The sequence below is a fragment of the Tepidiphilus sp. J10 genome (assembly GCF_006980785.1).
Taxonomy (GTDB): domain Bacteria; phylum Pseudomonadota; class Gammaproteobacteria; order Burkholderiales; family Rhodocyclaceae; genus Tepidiphilus; species Tepidiphilus olei.
Map to the genome: position 1 here is coordinate 1 of NZ_SBHP01000005.1, position 16,451 is coordinate 16,451.

16 protein-coding genes are annotated in these 16,451 nt (G+C 65.8%); 5 read left to right on the forward strand and 11 right to left on the reverse strand.

The window, feature by feature from the left end; genetic code table 11:
• The 11 genes from EPD81_RS07500 to EPD81_RS07555 form a co-directional block, all read right to left on the reverse strand.
• Nucleotides 1-314: transposase (locus EPD81_RS07500; protein WP_142804841.1), on the reverse strand; the 314-nt coding region annotated here is incomplete at its 3' end.
• 50 nt (nucleotides 315-364) lie between these two features.
• Nucleotides 365-472, reverse strand: coding sequence for a TOBE domain-containing protein (locus tag EPD81_RS07505; RefSeq protein WP_185955392.1), 108 nt, complete (start codon nucleotides 470-472; stop codon nucleotides 365-367).
• Between the two features lie 193 nt (nucleotides 473-665).
• Nucleotides 666-1,205 carry a hypothetical protein gene (locus EPD81_RS10680; protein WP_185955393.1) on the reverse strand — a complete coding sequence of 180 codons (540 nt, stop codon included), beginning with the start codon at nucleotides 1,203-1,205 and terminating at the stop codon, nucleotides 666-668.
• Between the two features lie 18 nt (nucleotides 1,206-1,223).
• A complete protein-coding gene (locus EPD81_RS07520; RefSeq protein WP_142804842.1) occupies nucleotides 1,224-3,926 on the reverse strand; it encodes a DEAD/DEAH box helicase in 2,703 nt (900 codons plus the stop codon).
• Nucleotides 3,923-4,219 carry an ATP-binding protein gene (locus EPD81_RS07525; protein WP_142804843.1) on the reverse strand — a complete coding sequence of 99 codons (297 nt, stop codon included), beginning with the start codon at nucleotides 4,217-4,219 and terminating at the stop codon, nucleotides 3,923-3,925. The genes EPD81_RS07520 and EPD81_RS07525 overlap by 4 nt, the downstream gene beginning before the upstream one ends.
• 3 nt (nucleotides 4,220-4,222) lie before the next feature.
• Entirely contained in the window at nucleotides 4,223-5,830 is a 1,608-nt protein-coding gene (locus EPD81_RS07530) for a site-specific DNA-methyltransferase (RefSeq protein WP_142804844.1), read from the reverse strand.
• 399 nt (nucleotides 5,831-6,229) lie between these two features.
• The gene (locus EPD81_RS07535) at nucleotides 6,230-6,499 is read right to left on the reverse strand and encodes a type II toxin-antitoxin system ParD family antitoxin (RefSeq protein ID WP_142804845.1); all 270 of its coding nucleotides are present in this window, start codon (nucleotides 6,497-6,499) and stop codon (nucleotides 6,230-6,232) included.
• Between the two features lie 150 nt (nucleotides 6,500-6,649).
• Nucleotides 6,650-7,495: a glutathione-dependent disulfide-bond oxidoreductase gene (gene yghU / locus EPD81_RS07540; RefSeq protein ID WP_142804846.1), complete on the reverse strand. Its 846-nt coding sequence runs from the start codon at nucleotides 7,493-7,495 to the stop codon at nucleotides 6,650-6,652.
• Between the two features lie 25 nt (nucleotides 7,496-7,520).
• A complete protein-coding gene (locus tag EPD81_RS07545; protein ID WP_142804847.1) occupies nucleotides 7,521-8,216 on the reverse strand; it encodes an LUD domain-containing protein in 696 nt (231 codons plus the stop codon).
• The gene (locus EPD81_RS07550; RefSeq protein ID WP_142804848.1) at nucleotides 8,213-9,619 is read right to left on the reverse strand and encodes a LutB/LldF family L-lactate oxidation iron-sulfur protein; all 1,407 of its coding nucleotides are present in this window, start codon (nucleotides 9,617-9,619) and stop codon (nucleotides 8,213-8,215) included. The genes EPD81_RS07545 and EPD81_RS07550 overlap by 4 nt, the downstream gene beginning before the upstream one ends.
• A 13-nt stretch (nucleotides 9,620-9,632) precedes the next feature.
• A complete protein-coding gene (locus EPD81_RS07555; protein WP_142804849.1) occupies nucleotides 9,633-10,403 on the reverse strand; it encodes a (Fe-S)-binding protein in 771 nt (256 codons plus the stop codon).
• Between the two features lie 160 nt (nucleotides 10,404-10,563).
• Here EPD81_RS07555 and EPD81_RS07560 point away from each other — a divergent pair, with 160 nt between their 5' ends.
• From EPD81_RS07560 to EPD81_RS07580, 5 genes are read left to right on the forward strand one after another with little or no spacing between them, the layout of a single operon-like run.
• A complete protein-coding gene (locus tag EPD81_RS07560; protein WP_142804974.1) occupies nucleotides 10,564-12,567 on the forward strand; it encodes a YgiQ family radical SAM protein in 2,004 nt (667 codons plus the stop codon).
• The gene (locus EPD81_RS07565) at nucleotides 12,567-13,271 is read left to right on the forward strand and encodes an AzlC family ABC transporter permease (RefSeq protein WP_221928856.1); all 705 of its coding nucleotides are present in this window, start codon (nucleotides 12,567-12,569) and stop codon (nucleotides 13,269-13,271) included. The genes EPD81_RS07560 and EPD81_RS07565 overlap by 1 nt, the downstream gene beginning before the upstream one ends.
• Nucleotides 13,268-13,594 (forward strand): AzlD domain-containing protein, encoded by a 327-nt coding sequence (locus EPD81_RS07570; protein ID WP_142804851.1) that lies wholly within the window; start codon nucleotides 13,268-13,270, stop codon nucleotides 13,592-13,594. Before EPD81_RS07565 ends, EPD81_RS07570 begins: the two co-directional genes overlap by 4 nt.
• A 1-nt stretch (nucleotide 13,595) precedes the next feature.
• On the forward strand, nucleotides 13,596-14,405 hold the full coding sequence (gene mutM / locus EPD81_RS07575; protein ID WP_142804852.1) for a bifunctional DNA-formamidopyrimidine glycosylase/DNA-(apurinic or apyrimidinic site) lyase: 810 nt from the start codon (nucleotides 13,596-13,598) through the stop codon (nucleotides 14,403-14,405).
• Between the two features lie 46 nt (nucleotides 14,406-14,451).
• Entirely contained in the window at nucleotides 14,452-16,410 is a 1,959-nt protein-coding gene (locus EPD81_RS07580) for a dynamin family protein (RefSeq protein WP_185955394.1), read from the forward strand.
• Nucleotides 16,411-16,451 lie beyond the last annotated feature (41 nt).

A 16,451-nucleotide genomic window follows, 5' to 3' on the forward strand; every position in this document is an offset into this window, starting at 1 on the left:
TCCTCGGGCTCATCGAGCGCCTGCAGGGCGGCGGTGCGCCATTGCTCGAGCGTCTGGGGATACACGCCATGCTCGCGGCACCAGGCCCCTTTGCTCGCCTCGTCCATCGCGGCCGTCGAGAGTACCGCTTCGAAGCGGGCCCCCGCACTCCAGCCCCGCTCGCCAACGGGCTGGGAGAGTGCCTCGGCACGCCAGCGCGCTAGCGTCGCAGCCGAAATGCTCAGCTCACGGGCAACGGTCTCCACCGTCGCACTCTCTGGCGGCAACAGCCGTGCAACCGCCCTGTCCTTGAAGGACTGTCCGTATCTGGCCACTTCGTTCTTCCTTTGTCGCCCTCTGGTTTCAGGATCTATCGAGACGACAACTATTCTGACACAGAGGGGGGTAGAGTCAGCACCACTTCCGTGTTGATCGCACCCGGCACCAGTTTGCTCACCGTGCCGCGCAGGCGGTTGCGGGCGCTAGCTTTCATGATGACTCCTTTTTCAAGAGAATGGGTTGCGTAGCCGTTGTTTAGAGCAATGCGGCCAAGGCCGCCTCCGGCGCTGTGTCCAATAATATTATTTTGAGTGGCGCTTTGGCGGCCCCCATGGGGCTGCGCTTGCCTTGTTCCCTGTTGTGTAGGGTATCCAGGGGAACATTGCAAAGCAAGCCTCGCTTTTCACCTACCCCAAACCCGCCTGCAGCCACAAGTCGTTGAAGTTGTCGCCCACGCCCCAGCCGACGTTTTGGCCCAGCTGGCGCACTCGGTCGAGTCTGACCAAGAAAGGCGCCTGCTGCGGCTCGGGCAAGGCCAGCACGTACTTCAGCGCCTGCTCGAACATGTTCACGAGCGCGTCGTAAAAGCCTTCGTCCTCCATGCCGCAAACGGCCAGAAACGCAAATACTTCCTCGCAATAGAATACCGTCAGTTCGGCCAAGGCCTCCGGCTGGCCCAGTGCTTTTTTGTAATCGCTGATGGCTTTCTTGGCCTTGGCCACGGACTGCGGCTTGCGGGGGTCGGCAGGGTTGATCCATTGCGTGATCGTCGCTTTGTAAGGCTTGAGCGGGTCGTCACCCAATGCAAATCGAGTGTGCAAAAAAGCCTGGTTTTCCTTGCTGGCCGCGTACAGGTCATGCACCAGCCCGATCAACCCGGCGCGGTCGAGTTCGGCGAGTTTGGCCTTGACGTCGCTCCACGTTGGAGGTGTCTTTTTCACGTTCATACTCGATACTCGGTTTCTTCACCCCAGTTTTTCTTCGATCCACTCCCAGCGCTTGTCTGTGACCATCACGAAGCGGCAGCGGCCTTGCGACAGGCTGGCCCACAGGCCGCCGATCAGGCGGTCATCTTCGGCGGCGTTCCAGCGATCCGCGCCCTTGTATTCCACCGCCAGAATTGGCCCCGGCGCGTCTGCTGTGCCGGGCAATTGGCACAGGAAATCCGGGTAAAATCGGCCGTCGGCCTTCTGTAAGAAGAACGAACTGCCTTCTCGCCGAACGAGGTTGCGCACCCAGAACTGGATACGGCCCTGCTGCGCCCACATATCCAACTGGCAGGCGCATTCGAACTCTTCCTTGCTGTCGAAGTCGCCGATGCGGCCGTAGAAGTGCTTGCGAAAGTCGAAATGCCCGAAGCGGCCGTCGTAGTCGCGGCTGGGCGCGTAGGCCAAGGCGTGAAACTCGAAGGCGTACTGATCGGTCACGGTCACGCGCGTGGCGGCGTCGTCACCAAAGAGCGTCTGCTGGTAGGCTTTGCGGACGGCCTGCCTGCGGAGTTCGCGAATGCGCGCCTCCAATAGATTGCGGATCAGGAACTTCTGCAGGTTGACGCGCGCCAGCGTGAAGCCGTCCCGGCGCAGCAAGGCCGTGAGCCACGCGGCGACGAACGCCTGCTTGTTCTCATGGGTCAGCGACGGTTCGGGCAGGTTGCGGCACAACCAGGTGGCGAGGCGTACTTCGTCCCAGTGTTCGGGTGGATACACGAGACCCAAGTCGCGCTGCAATTCGGGCAGGAAACGCGACACCACGTGACCACCCGCGTCGACGTCGATTTCGCCGCCCTCGGCCACCTTGAGCGCCGCACCCAAGGCTGCGAGTTCGCCGGCCGTCGGTTCGGCGTCGTAGAGCGAGAGGTTCCACGGATATTCGAGCACTTCCGGATCGTCGAAGAGCTGCAACTTGCCCTGCACGCGCAAGGCCAGCTGCGGCACGCGAAAGCGCTCGCCCAGCTCGGCGGGCGTGCGGAAGAACTCGATCGCGGTGGTGCGGCTTTCTTCGGCGGCCTGCTCGATGGCCGCGGCTGCCGTTGCGGAAGTGACCGATGCCTTGAGCGCTTCGGTTTCATCTTCCGAGAGCGGCGCGTGCAGGGTCAGGGTGTTGAGCGCACTGTCCCAGCTCAGTTTGTCGCGCACCGGTTTCGGCACGCTTTTGAGGTCGGGCTTTTCCGGCAGCGTCACCGCCACCGGCCGCACCACCACACGCCCGGCGTGAGCTTCCAGGTCGAGACGCGCCTGCTCCGGCAAAGCCGCAGCCACGAATTCGGCCACCTCGCGCCGCTCGAAGCCGGCCCCGGCCACCAGCCGGTCGCGCAGCGCGGCCGCTGTTTCGGCAAAGTTGCGCGACACCACGAATGCGTAGGATTGATTGAGGCGCTGGTTGGCAAAGTGGCGCGCGTTCGGCTGGCGCAGGATGCGCCCCAGCAGCTGTTCCACCGCCGTGGCCGATTTCAGCTCGGCCATGCTCACCAGAATGTAGGCAAACGGGCAATCCCAGCCTTCGGCGAGCGCCTTCTGGGTGATGACGAACTTCACCGGGCAGGCCGGGTCGGCAATGCCCCGTGGGTAGGTGGCGTCGATCTGCTCCAGCCCTTTTTCTTCGCCGGCGGCCACCACGATCTCGGCAGGCGGGATGCCGTGGTTGGCGATCAGCTCGTGCTTCACGCGGTCCAAATCCAGCGTCTCCACGCCCGCGCGGCGCGGTTCGGACTGGATCAATACCACCGGCCGCAGGTAGGGCGCGCCGGCACGGCGTTCTTCATCGGCCAGCTTGTGCAGCGCCTCGCGCCGGGCCAGCGCATCGGCCAGGCACTGCTGCCAGTTGGGCTCGGTTTCGAGCAGCACCGGCAGTTTGATCATTTCTTCCGCCTTCAATTCGGCGGCCGACACACTGTGCAGCACGTTGCTGGGCGTGCGCGTGAGGTCGGGCGTGGCGGTGAGCTCCAGCACGCCGCTCGGGCGAAAGCGCGCCAGCATGTCGAAGGCGAGCTCCGTGCGGCTGTTGTGCGCTTCGTCCACGATCACGAAGGGCCGGCGCAGGCGCAGCACGTTGGCGAGCGAATAGGGCACGGTGCGCTCGCTGCCCTCGCCTTCGGTCAGCAAGGCATCGCGCTGGTGGGGCGAGAGGTTGTCGAAGTGGTGCATCAGCGCGCCGCTCGACTGATACACCTTGCGGCATTCCTCATCCTCCACCTGAAACGCCTGGCGCGTGGCGACGATCACGGTGGTGGACGTGTCCAGCGTGGCGCGCGTCACGCTCTTGGCTTCTTCCAGATCGAGCACCGTCACCGGCCCTGCCTCGCGCAGCGCGGCGTGATAGGGGTGGCTGCGATCCTTCAGCGCCTTGATCGTCTGCTCGCGGATCGACTTGCTGGGCACCAGCCACAAAATTACGCTGTACTCGCAACGCAGCAGGTGCGTGTTCACCAGCGCCACGCTTTTCGCTGCGAGCCAGGTCTTGCCGCCTCCGGTCGGCACGCGCAGGCAGAAGTACGGCATGTCGGCCGGAAAGCCCGTGAGCGGGTGGTACGGATTGCCGCGGCCCCACAGGCGTTCGGTCGTGGCGGTGAAGGCAAGCGCGGGCGAGGGGAGTTCGTGGCAAGCCTTGAAATAGGCCTCCACGCTGTCCAGCACCTGCTGCTGGTAGGTTTTGGGGGTGAAGGGGGTCATGGCTTTCCCGTGTCTGGCGCGTGCAGTGTCTGCTGCAGCTGCGGCGGTTCGAGCTCTTGGGGCCGTACCGCCTCGATCGCGCCGGCACGGCGGATGATGATGGCCGTACCGGTCCGCGCTGCGATTTCCCAGGCACGTAGGGCGGCGCGTTGCATGGCCTGACGTGATAGGCGCAAGTCCTCATCCTGCGCGGTTTCGATCGGTCGTGGATTCATGGCTTCTCGCTCCAGTGCAAACGTAGTTTTGCCCGCGCCGTTTGGCCCGGCAATGATGATGACCTTGCGCGCCTGCATGGCTCACATCTCCAGCGCGTAGGGCGTTTGCTTGAAGATGATGCCCTCGCGCGCCAGCCGTGCGTTGCCCAGGCGGCAGGCGGCGGCGTAGATCACCTTGGGGCCGGTAAACGGCGGCAGCGCGTCGAACACTGCGCCGGTGAGCACGTTGCCGCCGGCCACGGACTTGTCTTTCAAGATGCCGTTGTAGAGCAGATAGATGGCGCGGCCTTCGTGCACGCCCAGCAGCGGCGAATCGGCCATGCCGGTAAAGCCGGTGCCGGTTTCGGCAAACCAGACGAACTCGGCCAGTTGCGCGAAGGTCACATCGCTGCGGATTTGCCCGTCGGCATCGAACAGCGGCTCGGCCGACAGGCGGCAGAACTGGAAGCCGCCGCCCAGGCCCGCGACCTCCTGCCCCTTGGCGTTGGTGTAGCCCTGCGCCACGCGCCTGACGCGCTCGGCGGTGACGTTCTGCGCAATGCCTTCGTCCATCTCGACGAGGATGAAGCGCCGGTTGCCGCCGTCTTCGGTGTTTTGCTTGAGCACCGCGTGGCCCGTGGTGCCGGAGCCGGCGAAGCTGTCGAGGATAAGGGAATCCTTGTCGGTAGCGATTTGCAGGATGCGCTGGAGAAGCTTTGTCGGTTTTGGGGTAACAAACAGGTCGCTGGATGCTCCCAAATTCAGAATCTGGCTGATCTCCTGCTTTGAATGGCGCGTGCTACCAACTTCCTGCCAAGGCCATAGTGTTCTGGGAACAACACCGTCCTTGACCTCGCTGAGAAAACGTTTAATACCAGGGCGACTGCTACCCGTTTTACCCCACCATATTCGATTGTCCCTATCTAGCTCCCAGAATTTTTCTTCGCTTACTCGCCAGTAACTTCCTGATGGCGGACCATCGATAACTTTTCCTGATGGTGTAGTGATCGCATATCGGCCTTGTGCGTAGAAATTACGCGCAGCCAAATCGCTAAGCAACCACGGGCCCCGGGGGTCGTTATCGGGGTTTTTATACCGCGCAATCATCGCTTCGCTGCGAGGCAGAGGATTCGGTCGCCACTTGTCCTTATTCGCAGCATACAACACGATGTATTCGTGATCCTCGCTCAGATACCGAGCACTGTTTTTGGGGCTGTCTATCATGTTCCAGATGGCGGATGCCACAAAATTCTTGGCCCCAAAAATCTCATCCATCAGGAGCCGCAGCGTCGCCACCTCGTTGTCGTCGATCGACACGAAAATCGCCCCATCCTCGCGCAGGAACTGCCGCAAGAGCACCAGCCGCGGGTACATCATGCACAGCCAGCGGTCGTGCCGGTCGAGCGTCTCGCCCTCTTTGCCTACCACCTCACCCAGCCAGCGGCGAATCTCGGGGCTGTTCACGTTGTCGTTGTAGACCCAGCCCTCGTTGCCGGTGTTGTAGGGCGGGTCGATGTAGATGCATTTCACCTGGCCGGCGTAGCGCGGCAGCAGCGCCTTCAAGGCGTGCAGGTTGTCGCCCTGCACGATGAGGTTGCCCGAATCCGCCGGGCCGCAGGAAAGATCCGCGACCGGCTCCAGCAGTCGGAACGGGACGTCCTTGTGATGCTTGACGACGGCGTCTTTGCCGATCCAGTTCAGTGTTGGCATGGGCGCTCATTTCTTGGAAAGGGAAACCCGGCAGGCGCCGCGTTTCCGTTATTGCGTGGGAATGAAGTGTAGCGGTTCGCGCCGGCTCCGGCAACGGCATGGAATGATCCGGTGCAGCGTCGCTGCAGCGCCCGAAATATTTCGACCTGTGCCGCTCTCGGGCAGGCGCAGCGATTCCGGCCCGCGGATGCGGTGGACGCGGCGGCCGCGCAAAGATTCGACTAGATTTTTGTGTCGGTTTTGGTGTCGGGAGAGAGATTTTTTCGGCGAACTGCGCTTCGACGTCCATGGCCCCGTGCAGCACCCGCACGATCCGCACCAGGCCAGGCTCTTCAAAAAACAGCACGAGGTAGTTGCCGTATCCGCTTCGGCCTGCGGCAGAAAGATAAGCCGTACCAATCAGGTTCTTTCGGCCGCTTCAGCCATGGCGAGATACTTCGCCTCCAGTCGATCGAACACCTCGTCCGCCGGGATATCCGGTCCGCTGGCCAGCCCCACCGCAACGGCTTCGCGCAGGGCCTGCAGCTTGGCCGCTCGTTCGGCTTCGTACTCTTCGAGTAGGCGCAGTCCGGCGCGCACCACTTCGCTGGCGTTGTTGAAACGGCCCGACTCCACCAGCTGGCGGATGAAGGCTTCGAAATGGGGGCTGAGTGCCACACTGGTCGGCATCGCGGTGTCTCCTGATGGCTAATAACAGTTATTAAAGTCGGGCTCCTGCCCCTTGTCAAGGGCCGGTCCAGCCTTGGCACAGCGCCCACTTCTGAACAGACAGGCTTCTGATGGTTGGGCCGCCTTTGTCTCGTCGTTTGCCGCAAGAGTTTAGGACGCAAGGAAATCTTCCGGTCCGTGCCGCTCGGGCAGGCGCAGCGATTCCGGCCCGCGGATGCGGTTGACGCGGCGGCCGCGCTGGACGGCGGGGCGCGCGGCGATGTCGTTCGCCCAGCGCACGACGTTTGCGTAACTGTGGACTTGCAGGAACTCGGCGGCGTCGTAGAGGTTTTCTAGGATCAGGCCGCCGTACCAGGGCCAGATGGCCATGTCGGCGATGGTGTATTCGTCGCCGATCATGAATCGGCGCTCGGCGAGGTTGCGGTCGAGCACGTCGAGCTGGCGCTTGACTTCCATAGCGAAGCGGTCGATGGGGTATTGCAGCTTGACGGGCGCGTAGGCGTAGAAGTGCCCGAATCCTCCGCCCAGGTAGGGGGCGGAACCCACTTGCCAGAAGAGCCAGGAGAGGCACTCGGCCCGCGGGGCACCGGAAGCAGGGAGGAATTCGCCGAATTTTTCCGCCAGATAGACCAGGATGGCGCCCGATTCGAACACCCGCGTCGGGGGATCGGTGCTGCGGTCGAGCAGCGCGGGAATCTTGGAGTTGGGGTTGATGGCGACGAACCCGGTCGAGAATTGCTCGCCTTTCATGATGTCGATGGGCCAAGCGTCGTATTCGGCGTCGGCATGACCGGCTTCGAGCAGCTCTTCGAAGAGGATGGTGACTTTTTGGCCGTTGGGCGTGCCGAGCGAGTAGAGCTGGTGGGGGTGCTTGCCCACGGGCAGCTCGGCTTCGTGCGTGGGGCCGGCCACGGGGCGGTTGATGCTGGCGAAGCGCCCGCCGCTGGGTTGTTCCCACTTCCAGACGCGCGGCGGGGTATAGGCTTGATCGGTCATGGGGGGCTCCTCGTCAAAGGGCGTTTCAACGATTCTCTTGGAAAATCACCACATGCACCCTCCTCGGCCCATGGGCGCCGAGCTGGATCGTCTGTTCGACGTCACCCGTGCGGGAGGGGCCGGCGACGAAGTTGATCGTGCGGGGGAGCCGTTCGCGCCAGTCGGCGTCGGAGGTGGCGAGGTGTTGGCGCAGGCGCTGCCACAGGTCTTCGAAGTGGCGCACGATGGCGGCGGCGTCCAGCAGGATGAAGTGGTTGTCGGGCACGAAGAGGTGGGTGACGGGGCTTTCCGGGCCGGAGAGGAAGGCGAGGTTGCCGACTTCGGCAATGCCGGCAAACGCGAGGCTCACGGCGCTCTGGGTGTCGATGCCGGCGGGGCCGGGGTCGAGGGACCAGTCGGCGGGCCAGGGGAGTTCGAGCAGGGGCCGGGCGGCGTGGGTGGGGGGAGGGAGGTCGTGTTCGCGGCACCAAGCGACGAGGTGCTCGACCGCGGATGCTTTCGTGGGCACGAGGGCGCTGGTGCCGCCGCGGGCTTCCCAGCGCCGGCGCCAGCGTTCGACCAGATCTTCGTCGGGCACGGCAATGCGCGGGTGCACCGGGGGCAAGGGGAATTCGGGCGCGGGCGGGGCGGCGTCACGGCCGAGGTTGCGGCGAATCGCGCCGAGCACGGTGTCGCGGCGTCGGGCGGCGAGGGCGTGGTCGAGGGGATCGGGTTCGTTCATTCGTCGCGGCCTTTGGCGTGCCAGAGTTCGAGGAAGGTACGGCCAGCGGGGGCGGGGAGGTCGCGCGCGTCCGTCCAGGCGTGGAGCCCCGCCAGGCGGCGGATGCGTCCTTTGGGTCCGAGGGTGGCGAGCAGCCGCACGGCGAGGCGTTCGAGCCCGTGGTAGAGGGCGGGGCGTTCGGCGACGCGCCGCCACAGGGCCTTGACGCGCTGCTCCGCCGGGGGGTGCAGGCCGTCGCGCTGCTGGGCGTGGCGTACTTCGCGGATGAGTTCGGGCAGGGGGATTTTCACCGGACAGACTTCGCCGCAGCGGCCATTGAGGGTGCAGGCGTTGGGGAGGTCGTAGGCGGTGTCGAGCCCGACGAAGAGCGGCGTGAGCACCGAGCCCATGGGGCCGGGGTAGACCCAGCCGTAGGCGTGCCCGCCGATGGCGCCATAGACGGGGCAGTGGTTCATGCAGGCGCCGCAGCGGATGCAGCGCAGCATGGGGCGCCAGGGGCCGCCGAGCATGCGGCTGCGGCCGTTGTCGACGAGCACGACGTGGTATTCCTGCGGGCCGTCGGGGTCGTCGGCGCGGCGCGGGCCCATGGAATAGGTGGTGTAGGTTTCGCTGTCCTGGCCGGTGGCGCTGCGCGCGAGCAGCCGCAGGAAGAGGGTGGCGTCTTCCAGGGTGGGGACGACTTTTTCGATGCCGGCGGTGACGATGTGCACGCGGGCGAGCGACTGCGTGAGGTCGCCGTTGCCCTCGTTGGTGACGATGACGGAGGCGCCGGTCTCGGCGATGAGGAAGTTCGCGCCGGTGATGCCGACGTCGGTGCGGAAGAACTTGCGCCGCAGCTGCAGTCGCGCCTCGGTGACGAGCTCGGGGACGGTAGTCTTCGGCGGGCCGCCGTGGTGTTCGGCGAAGAGTTCGGCGACCTGTTCCTTGGTCTTGTGTACGGCCGGGGCGATGATGTGCGAGGGGGGTTCCTTGGCGAGCTGCACGATGTATTCCCCCAGATCGGTTTCGATCACTTCGAGCCCGTCGGCAGCGAGCGCTTCGTTGAGTCCGATCTCTTCGGAGACCATGGATTTGCCCTTGGCCACCGTCTTGGCACCGGCGCGCCGGCACAGGGCGAGCACGATGGCGCGGGCTTCTTCGGCGTCGCGCGCCCAGTGGACCTGGCCGCCCACGGCGCGTACGCGCGCTTCGAAGCGTTCGAGCCAGAGGTCGAGCTCGGAGAGGATCTCGTCCTTGCGGGCGCTGGCGGCTTCGCGCAGGGCCTCGAACTCGGGGACTTCGGCGATGGCCTTGGCGCGCTTGCCGATGAACCCGTCGGCGGCTTTGGCGAGCGCGCGCTGCAGGTTGGGGTCGTGCAGCGCGAAGGTGGCGCGGGGGACGAATTCACGGGTACGGATCTGCATGGGGTCGCTCCGTTCAGGCCTGGCCGATGCCGGGGCCATCGGCCAGGCCGGCGAGCACTTCGACCGTGTGATAGACGCGCACCGGGGCGCAGATGCGGGAAAGCCGACCGGCGAGGTGCAGGAGGCAGCCGAGGTCGCCGCCGAGCACGACCTCCGCGCGAGTGGCAAGGAGCCGTTGCACCTTGTTCTCGGCCAGGCGCTCGGAGAGGGCGGGGTATTTGACGCTGAAGGTGCCGCCGAAGCCGCAGCAGACTTCGCGCTCTTCGGCCTCGACGAGTTGCAGCCCCTCGACGCGGGCAAGGAGCGCGCGTGGCGCCTCGCGGATGCCGAGCTGGCGCAGCCCCGAGCAGCTGTCGTGGTAGACGACGCGATGGGGGAATCGGCTGCGGATGTGCTCGACGCCGACCCGTTCGTGGAGAAAAGTGAGGATCTCCCAGGATTTGTCGGCGAGCGCCTGGGCGCGGCCGGCCCAGAGCGGGTCGTCGCGTAGCAGCCGGGGGTAGTCGTACTTGAGGGTGGCAAGGCACGAGCCGGAGGGAGCCACGAGGGCGTCGAAGGCCTCGAACTGGGCAATGGTGCGGCGGGCGAGCGCCCGGGCGGCGTCTTCGTCGCCCCCGTTGTAGGCAGGCTGACCGCAGCAGGTCTGCTCGCGCGGAACTTCGACCCGCCAGCCGGCGTCTTCGAGGAGCCGCGCAGCGGCGAAGCCGATGTTGGGCCGCATCGCGTTCATCAGGCAGGTGGCGAAGAGACCGACGGTGCCGGCGCGACCGGGGGGAGAGGACATGGGCAGTTCGCTCCAGAAAAGTTCTTTGCGTAGGATAATGAGAATCGATGGGCCCGGCAAGGCGGGCGAAGGATGAGGAACGATGCGGCAGACGGAAGTTTGGAACGGAGAGACGATCATCGCGCCGGCGAGCGCCCGGGCGCCGGTGCCGTTCTTTCCGATGACGCGCGCGGAGATGGAGCGGCTGGGTTGGGACGCGTGCGACGTGATCCTGGTGACGGGGGATGCGTACATCGACCATCCGAGTTTCGGCATGGCGCTGCTCGCGCGTTTCTTGGAGGCGCACGGCTACCGCGTGGGCATCCTCAGTCAGCCGGATTGGCACAGCGCCGAGCCGTTCAAGGCGTTGGGGCGCCCGCGCCTTTATTTCGGCATCACCGCCGGCAACATGGATTCCATGGTCAACCGCTATACCTCTGAGCGACGCATCCGCTCGGACGATGCCTATACGCCGGGCGGGGTGGCGGGCAAGCGCCCGGACCGGGCGGTGATCGTCTATGCGCAGCGGGTGCGCGAGGCGTTTCCCGGCGTGCCGGTGGTGCTTGGGGGGATCGAGGCGAGCCTGCGACGGCTGGCGCATTACGATTACTGGTCGGAGAAAGTGCGCCGCTCGGTGTTGCTCGACGCCAAGGCCGACCTCCTCCTCTATGGCAACGCGGAGCGGGCGCTGCTCGCGCTCACGCGTCGGCTCGATGCGGGCGAGCCGATCGGTTCGATCCGCGATCTGCGTGGCACGGTGTTCGCGGTGCCGCCGGGTTGGAAACCGCAGGCGGATTGGCGCGAGATCGACGCGAGCGAGATCGAGGCGCCCGGCCGGCCTCTGCCGCCGCCCGACCCTTATGCGCCGCGCCCCGTGTCGCACGCGCCGCAGCCTTCCGATGCGCCAGAGCCCGTGGGGGCGAAACGCGACCGTAGCCGCGAGGTGGTGCGTCTGCCTTCGTTCGAGTCGGTGCGCGATGATCCTCTGCACTATGCGCACGCCTCGCGGGTGATGCACCTGGAGTCGAACCCGGGCAACGCCCGTGCCCTGGTGCAGCGCCACGGCGAAGGGCCGGGGGCGCGCGAGGTATGGGTCAATCCGCCGCCGCTGCCGCTATCCACCGCCGAGATGGATTTCATCTACGGTCTGCCCTATGCGCGACGACCCCACCCGAGCTATGGGCAAGCGCACATCCCTGCCTGGGAGATGATCAAGTTCTCGGTGAGCATCATGCGCGGCTGTTTCGGCGGCTGCACGTTCTGTTCCATCACCGAGCACGAGGGGCGCATCATCCAGAGCCGTTCGGAAGACTCCATCCTGCGCGAGATCGAGGCGATCCGCGACCGCACGCCGGGCTTTGCCGGGCACGTGACCGACCTGGGCGGCCCGACGGCGAACATGTACCGCATGCGCTGCAAGGACCCCGCGATCGAACGCCATTGCCGGCGCCTGTCCTGCGTCTATCCCGGCATCTGTCCGAACCTGGATACCGACCATGCGCCGCTCGTGCAGCTCTATCGCCGCGCGCGGCAGGTGCCGGGGGTGAAGCGCATCACCATCGGCTCGGGCGTGCGCTACGATCTGGCGGTGCGCTCGCCCGAGTACGTGCGCGAGCTCGTCACCCACCACGTGAGCGGGCGACTGAAGATCGCACCGGAGCACACCGAGCCGGGGCCGCTCTCCAAGATGATGAAGCCGGGCGTGGAGGCGTTCGAGCAGTTCCGCGCCCTCTTCGAGCGATTCTCGCGCGAGGCGGGCAAGAACCAGCAGCTGATTCCGTACTTCATCGCCGCGCATCCGGGGACCACCGACGAGGATATGGTGGCCCTGGCGCTGTGGCTGAAGAAGAACGGTTTTCGCCCCGATCAGGTGCAGACTTTTCTGCCCACGCCGATGGCGCTCGCCACGGCGATGTATCACAGCGGGCGCAATCCGCTGCGGCCGCTCGCGCGCGGCGAGACGGTGGAGGTGGTGCGCGAGGGGCGGCGTCGGCGGCTGCACAAGGCGCTGCTGCGCTGGCACGATCCGGCCAACTGGCCCCTCATTCGCGAGGCGTTGCTGAAGATGGGGCGGCGCGATCTGATCGGGAATCGGCCGGATCAGCTGGTGCCGTGGCAGGATGCACCGGGGGGGCGGGTTGGCTCCGGTGGGCGGCGTTCGCCGGGCACCTCGAGGAGAGGGTGATGTCCACGCTCCGAATGGGTCTGCGCGAAGGGGGCCGTGAAATTCTGGCCTTTTCCCTCGGGCTGGTGCCTTGGGCGATCGCCACGGGCATCGCCATGCGCGCCAGCGGCCTCTCGATCGGCGAATCCTTGGCGATGAACGTGCTCGTTTTCGCGGCGACCGCCCAGCTGGGCACTTTGCCGCTGCTCGTGAGCGAGGCTCCGGTGTGGCTGATCCTGGCCACCGCGGCGATCTTGAACCTGCGTTTCGTCATCTACAGCGCGGCGATGGCTCCGGCGTTCCACGATCAACCTTGGGCGCGCCGTGCCTTGGGTAGTTACCTGCTCGTGGATGTGGTCTTCCTCGTCCAGGGACCAGGTCTGCTCCAGGAACAGGACGCCCAGCGACGTTGGGGGCGTTTCCTCGGCGCCGGCCTGTGGTGCTGGGGGACGTGGCAGATCGCTTCGCTCGTCGGGATCGTGGGGGCGAGTTGGGTGCCGGAGCACTGGTCGCTGGGATTCATGGGAACCATTGCCCTGTTGGTGCTGCTCGTCCCCATGTGCCGGGAACGGGTGATGCTGGTCACGGCTTTGGCTGCCGGTGCGTCGGCTTTGCTGCTGCGGGATTTGCCGCTGCGTACCGGGGTGATCGCCGCCGTGATCGTCGGCTTGGTGGCGGGCTATCTTTTCGAACGGCGACAGCAAGGCGTTGCTCGGGAGCGATGATGGGTGAGTGGCGACTCTATGGGATCTTCGCATTGATGTTCTTTGCCACCTGGCTCACCCGGGGGGCGTTCCTGCTCGCGGGCGAGCGGGTGCGTCTGCCGGCGGGCATGCAGCGCTTCCTGCGCTTCGCGCCAGCGGCGGCGCTGGGTGCGCTGATCGCGCCGGAACTGGTGGGGGGGACGGGACAGCCATTGGATTTTCTCTCGCCGCGCCTCGTTGCCGCCGCGGCGGTGGTGCTCGTGGTGCTTCGCTGGCGCAATCCGTGGGTGCCTTTCCTCGCGGGGATGGGCGTGTTGCTCGCCCTGCAGCATCTGGGGGGGTGAGATGCCTGAACTGCCCGAAGTGGAGGCGGTGCGCCGCGGCGTGGAGGAGCGCCTCGTCGGGAAAATCCTGACGGAAGTGCGGGTGCGCGAGCCGCGCCTGCGCCGGCCGGTGCCGTTGCTCGCCTCCTGGGTAGGGCGGCGGCTGCTGCGGGTGGAGCGGCGGGGAAAGTATCTGCTGTGGCGCTTCGACGGGGGGACGCTGCTCGTGCATCTGGGCATGAGCGGGCGGATCGCGTTCGTGGCGCCGGACGTGCCGCCGGGGCGGCACGATCACCTGGATTTTCTTTTCGCAGAAACTTTGCTGCGCTATACCGACCCGCGGCGTTTCGGTCTCGTCGAGCCACTCGATGCAGCCGCCGAACGGACCCTGGAGGCGCGCCTGGGGCTCGAGCCGTGGGACGAGCGGCTCACCCCGGCTTGGGCCCGCGCCAAGGTGCAGGGACGGCGGCGGGCGATCAAGGAAGTGCTGCTCGCGGGCGACGTGGTGGTAGGGGCGGGCAACATCTACGCCTGCGAAGCGCTCTTTCTTGCCGGTATCCCGCCGGGTCGGCCAGCGGAATCGCTCGACGAGGGCGATTGGGCGCGGCTGATCGCGGCGCTGCGCGCGGTGTTCGAGGCGGCGATCGCCGCCGGCGGCACGACCCTGCGCGATCACCGCACGGTGGAGGGCAAGGGAGGCGAATATCGCGGCCGGCTCGCGGTGTATGGGCGCGAAGGGGAGCCGTGTCCGCGCTGCGCTACGCCGGTGCGCCGGGTGACACAAGGAGGACGGAGTACCTTTTTCTGCCCCTCGTGCCAACGCAGTGGATGAGGGGCATGGTAAGCTTATATGGTGTTTCCATGCCTGGGGATCGGCGGTGAGTCTCGAACGGTATTTCACGGCCTATGACGAATGGCGTCGAGAGGCGCTCGAGGCGCTGGAATCTCTTGCCCGCACGCTGGAATCCCTGGGCGTGGCGGACGAAGCGTTCGCCGGCAGGCTCGAGGCGGCCCGTGAGCGCCTGCGCGAGGAGTGTCTGCGCCTGGCGTTCGTGGCGGAATTTTCGCGGGGCAAGTCGGAACTGATCAACGCACTCGTTTTTTCTTCGCTCGGTGCACGGGCCTTGCCCTCTCGCAGCGGCCGTACGACGATGTGCCCCACCGAGATCGAATGGTACGAGGGAGCGCGTCCCGAAGTCTTGTTGCTGCCGATCGACACGCGCCGCGAGATCGTTTCACTGCACGAGGCGCGACGTCGCCGCGAGTGCTGGAGCGTGCAGTCCTACCATCCAGAAGACCTCGCCTCCGTCCAACGGGCGCTCGAGCGCGTGGGCGAGACCCGGCGTATCCCGGTCGACGAGGCAGAATCCTTGGGTTTTCACATCGACCCGAGCGGCGAGGCCGGCTTGGTGCCGGGTGAAGACGGCCTCGTGGAAGTGCCCGCCTGGCGCCATGCCATCGTGCGCTATCCGCATCCGCTGCTCGCCCGCGGGCTGGTGATTCTCGATACGCCGGGGTTGAATGCCATCGGCGCCGAAACGGAACTGACGCTCTCGCTTTTGCCGCAGGCCCACGCCGTGGTCTTCGTGCTGGCCGCCGACACGGGCGTCACCCAGAGCGACATGAAGATCTGGCGCCATTACGTGCTCGAATCGCGCGTCGACCCCGGCGAAGGGTGTCTGATCGCGCTCAACAAGATCGATTCGCTGTGGGACGGCATCCGCAGTGAAGAGGAGATCGAGCGCGAGATCGCCGCCCAGGTCGACTCCGTGGCCCGTATGCTGGGGGTGAGGCCGGAGCACGTCTTCCCGTTGTCGGCGCAGAAGGCGTTGGCCGCTCGCATCCATGGTGAACGGGACTTGCTGCGCCGTAGCCGCATCGAACCGTTCGAACACGCCTTGTCTCAGGATTTGCTCGGAAAACGCCAGGCACTTACGCGCGAGGCGGTGGAGTCCGCCTTTCGCGAGATCGGTTCGTTGGCTGCGGGAATGTTGCGCGAGCGCTTGTCGGCCGTGGGAACGCAGGAGTCGGAGCTGGTCGCCCTGCGGGGCCAGAACCGCAGCCGAGTGGCGTATCTCTTGCGCAAGGCCCAGACGGAGAAAGAGGAATTCGACGCGGCCTTTCACCGTTATCAGGCCACTCGCGCCGTTTATGTCAAACTCTGTCGTGAGTTGCTCGACGCGGTGGCGATGTCGCGGTTTCGTTTCGAGCTGGCCGACGTGCGCCATCAGATGGAGATGGCGGCGTTTTCTTCCGACTTGAGGGAGCGCATCGAGCAGTTTTTCGAACGGGTGTTCGCCCTCATCGACCGGGCTCAGGCCAAGGTGGCGGAGATACACGAGATGCTCACCACCATGATGCGCCAGCTCGAAGTGGAACACGGCATCGTCTGCAAGCCACCGGCGCCGCTCGATTTCGCCGCCGCCCGAGAGTCGCTCGAGACGGCGCGTACCTTGGCCTTACGCCAGCTTGCCAGCTGGGGCACCATGCTCGCGCATACCAAGTCGGGAGTCATCGAACGATTCCTCGCCTTGGTCGGAAGCGAGGTGCAGCATCGCTGGGCGGCGATGCACCGCGAAACGGTCACCTGGGTCCGGCAGGCGTTGTTGCCGCTCGAGGCGGCCTTGAAAGAGAAGAAGACCGAGCTCGAGTTGCGCATGAACGGCATCGTACGGGTGCATCAGGCGGCGGAATCCCTGGAGCCGCAGCTGGCCGAACTGCATGCGGAGCGCGAGCGGCTCGAACAGCAACTCCAGCGGCTCGAAACCATGTTGCAACGAGGGCTGGCGACCATCGCGCGCCCTCTGCTCGAACGCGCGCCCGAACATGCCGCTTGATCCTGGCGCGGCTTGCGTGTAAATTCTGCAACGATTCATTC

Bases quoted from the DNA above. Each gene is read 5' to 3' on its own strand.
- EPD81_RS07505 (WP_185955392.1), bottom strand. From the start codon at position 472: ATGAAAGCTAGCGCCCGCAACCGCCTGCGCGGCACGGTGAGCAAACTG.
- EPD81_RS10680 (WP_185955393.1), bottom strand. From the start codon at position 1,205: ATGAACGTGAAAAAGACACCTCCAACGTGGAGCGACGTCAAGGCCAAA.
- EPD81_RS07520 (WP_142804842.1), bottom strand. From the start codon at position 3,926: ATGACCCCCTTCACCCCCAAAACCTACCAGCAGCAGGTGCTGGACAGC.
- EPD81_RS07525 (WP_142804843.1), bottom strand. From the start codon at position 4,219: ATGCAGGCGCGCAAGGTCATCATCATTGCCGGGCCAAACGGCGCGGGC.
- EPD81_RS07530 (WP_142804844.1), bottom strand. From the start codon at position 5,830: ATGCCAACACTGAACTGGATCGGCAAAGACGCCGTCGTCAAGCATCAC.
- EPD81_RS07535 (WP_142804845.1), bottom strand. From the start codon at position 6,499: ATGCCGACCAGTGTGGCACTCAGCCCCCATTTCGAAGCCTTCATCCGC.
- yghU (WP_142804846.1), bottom strand. From the start codon at position 7,495: ATGACCGATCAAGCCTATACCCCGCCGCGCGTCTGGAAGTGGGAACAA.
- EPD81_RS07545 (WP_142804847.1), bottom strand. From the start codon at position 8,216: ATGAACGAACCCGATCCCCTCGACCACGCCCTCGCCGCCCGACGCCGC.
- EPD81_RS07550 (WP_142804848.1), bottom strand. From the start codon at position 9,619: ATGCAGATCCGTACCCGTGAATTCGTCCCCCGCGCCACCTTCGCGCTG.
- EPD81_RS07555 (WP_142804849.1), bottom strand. From the start codon at position 10,403: ATGTCCTCTCCCCCCGGTCGCGCCGGCACCGTCGGTCTCTTCGCCACC.
- EPD81_RS07560 (WP_142804974.1), top strand. From the start codon at position 10,564: ATGACGCGCGCGGAGATGGAGCGGCTGGGTTGGGACGCGTGCGACGTG.
- EPD81_RS07565 (WP_221928856.1), top strand. From the start codon at position 12,567: ATGTCCACGCTCCGAATGGGTCTGCGCGAAGGGGGCCGTGAAATTCTG.
- EPD81_RS07570 (WP_142804851.1), top strand. From the start codon at position 13,268: ATGATGGGTGAGTGGCGACTCTATGGGATCTTCGCATTGATGTTCTTT.
- mutM (WP_142804852.1), top strand. From the start codon at position 13,596: ATGCCTGAACTGCCCGAAGTGGAGGCGGTGCGCCGCGGCGTGGAGGAG.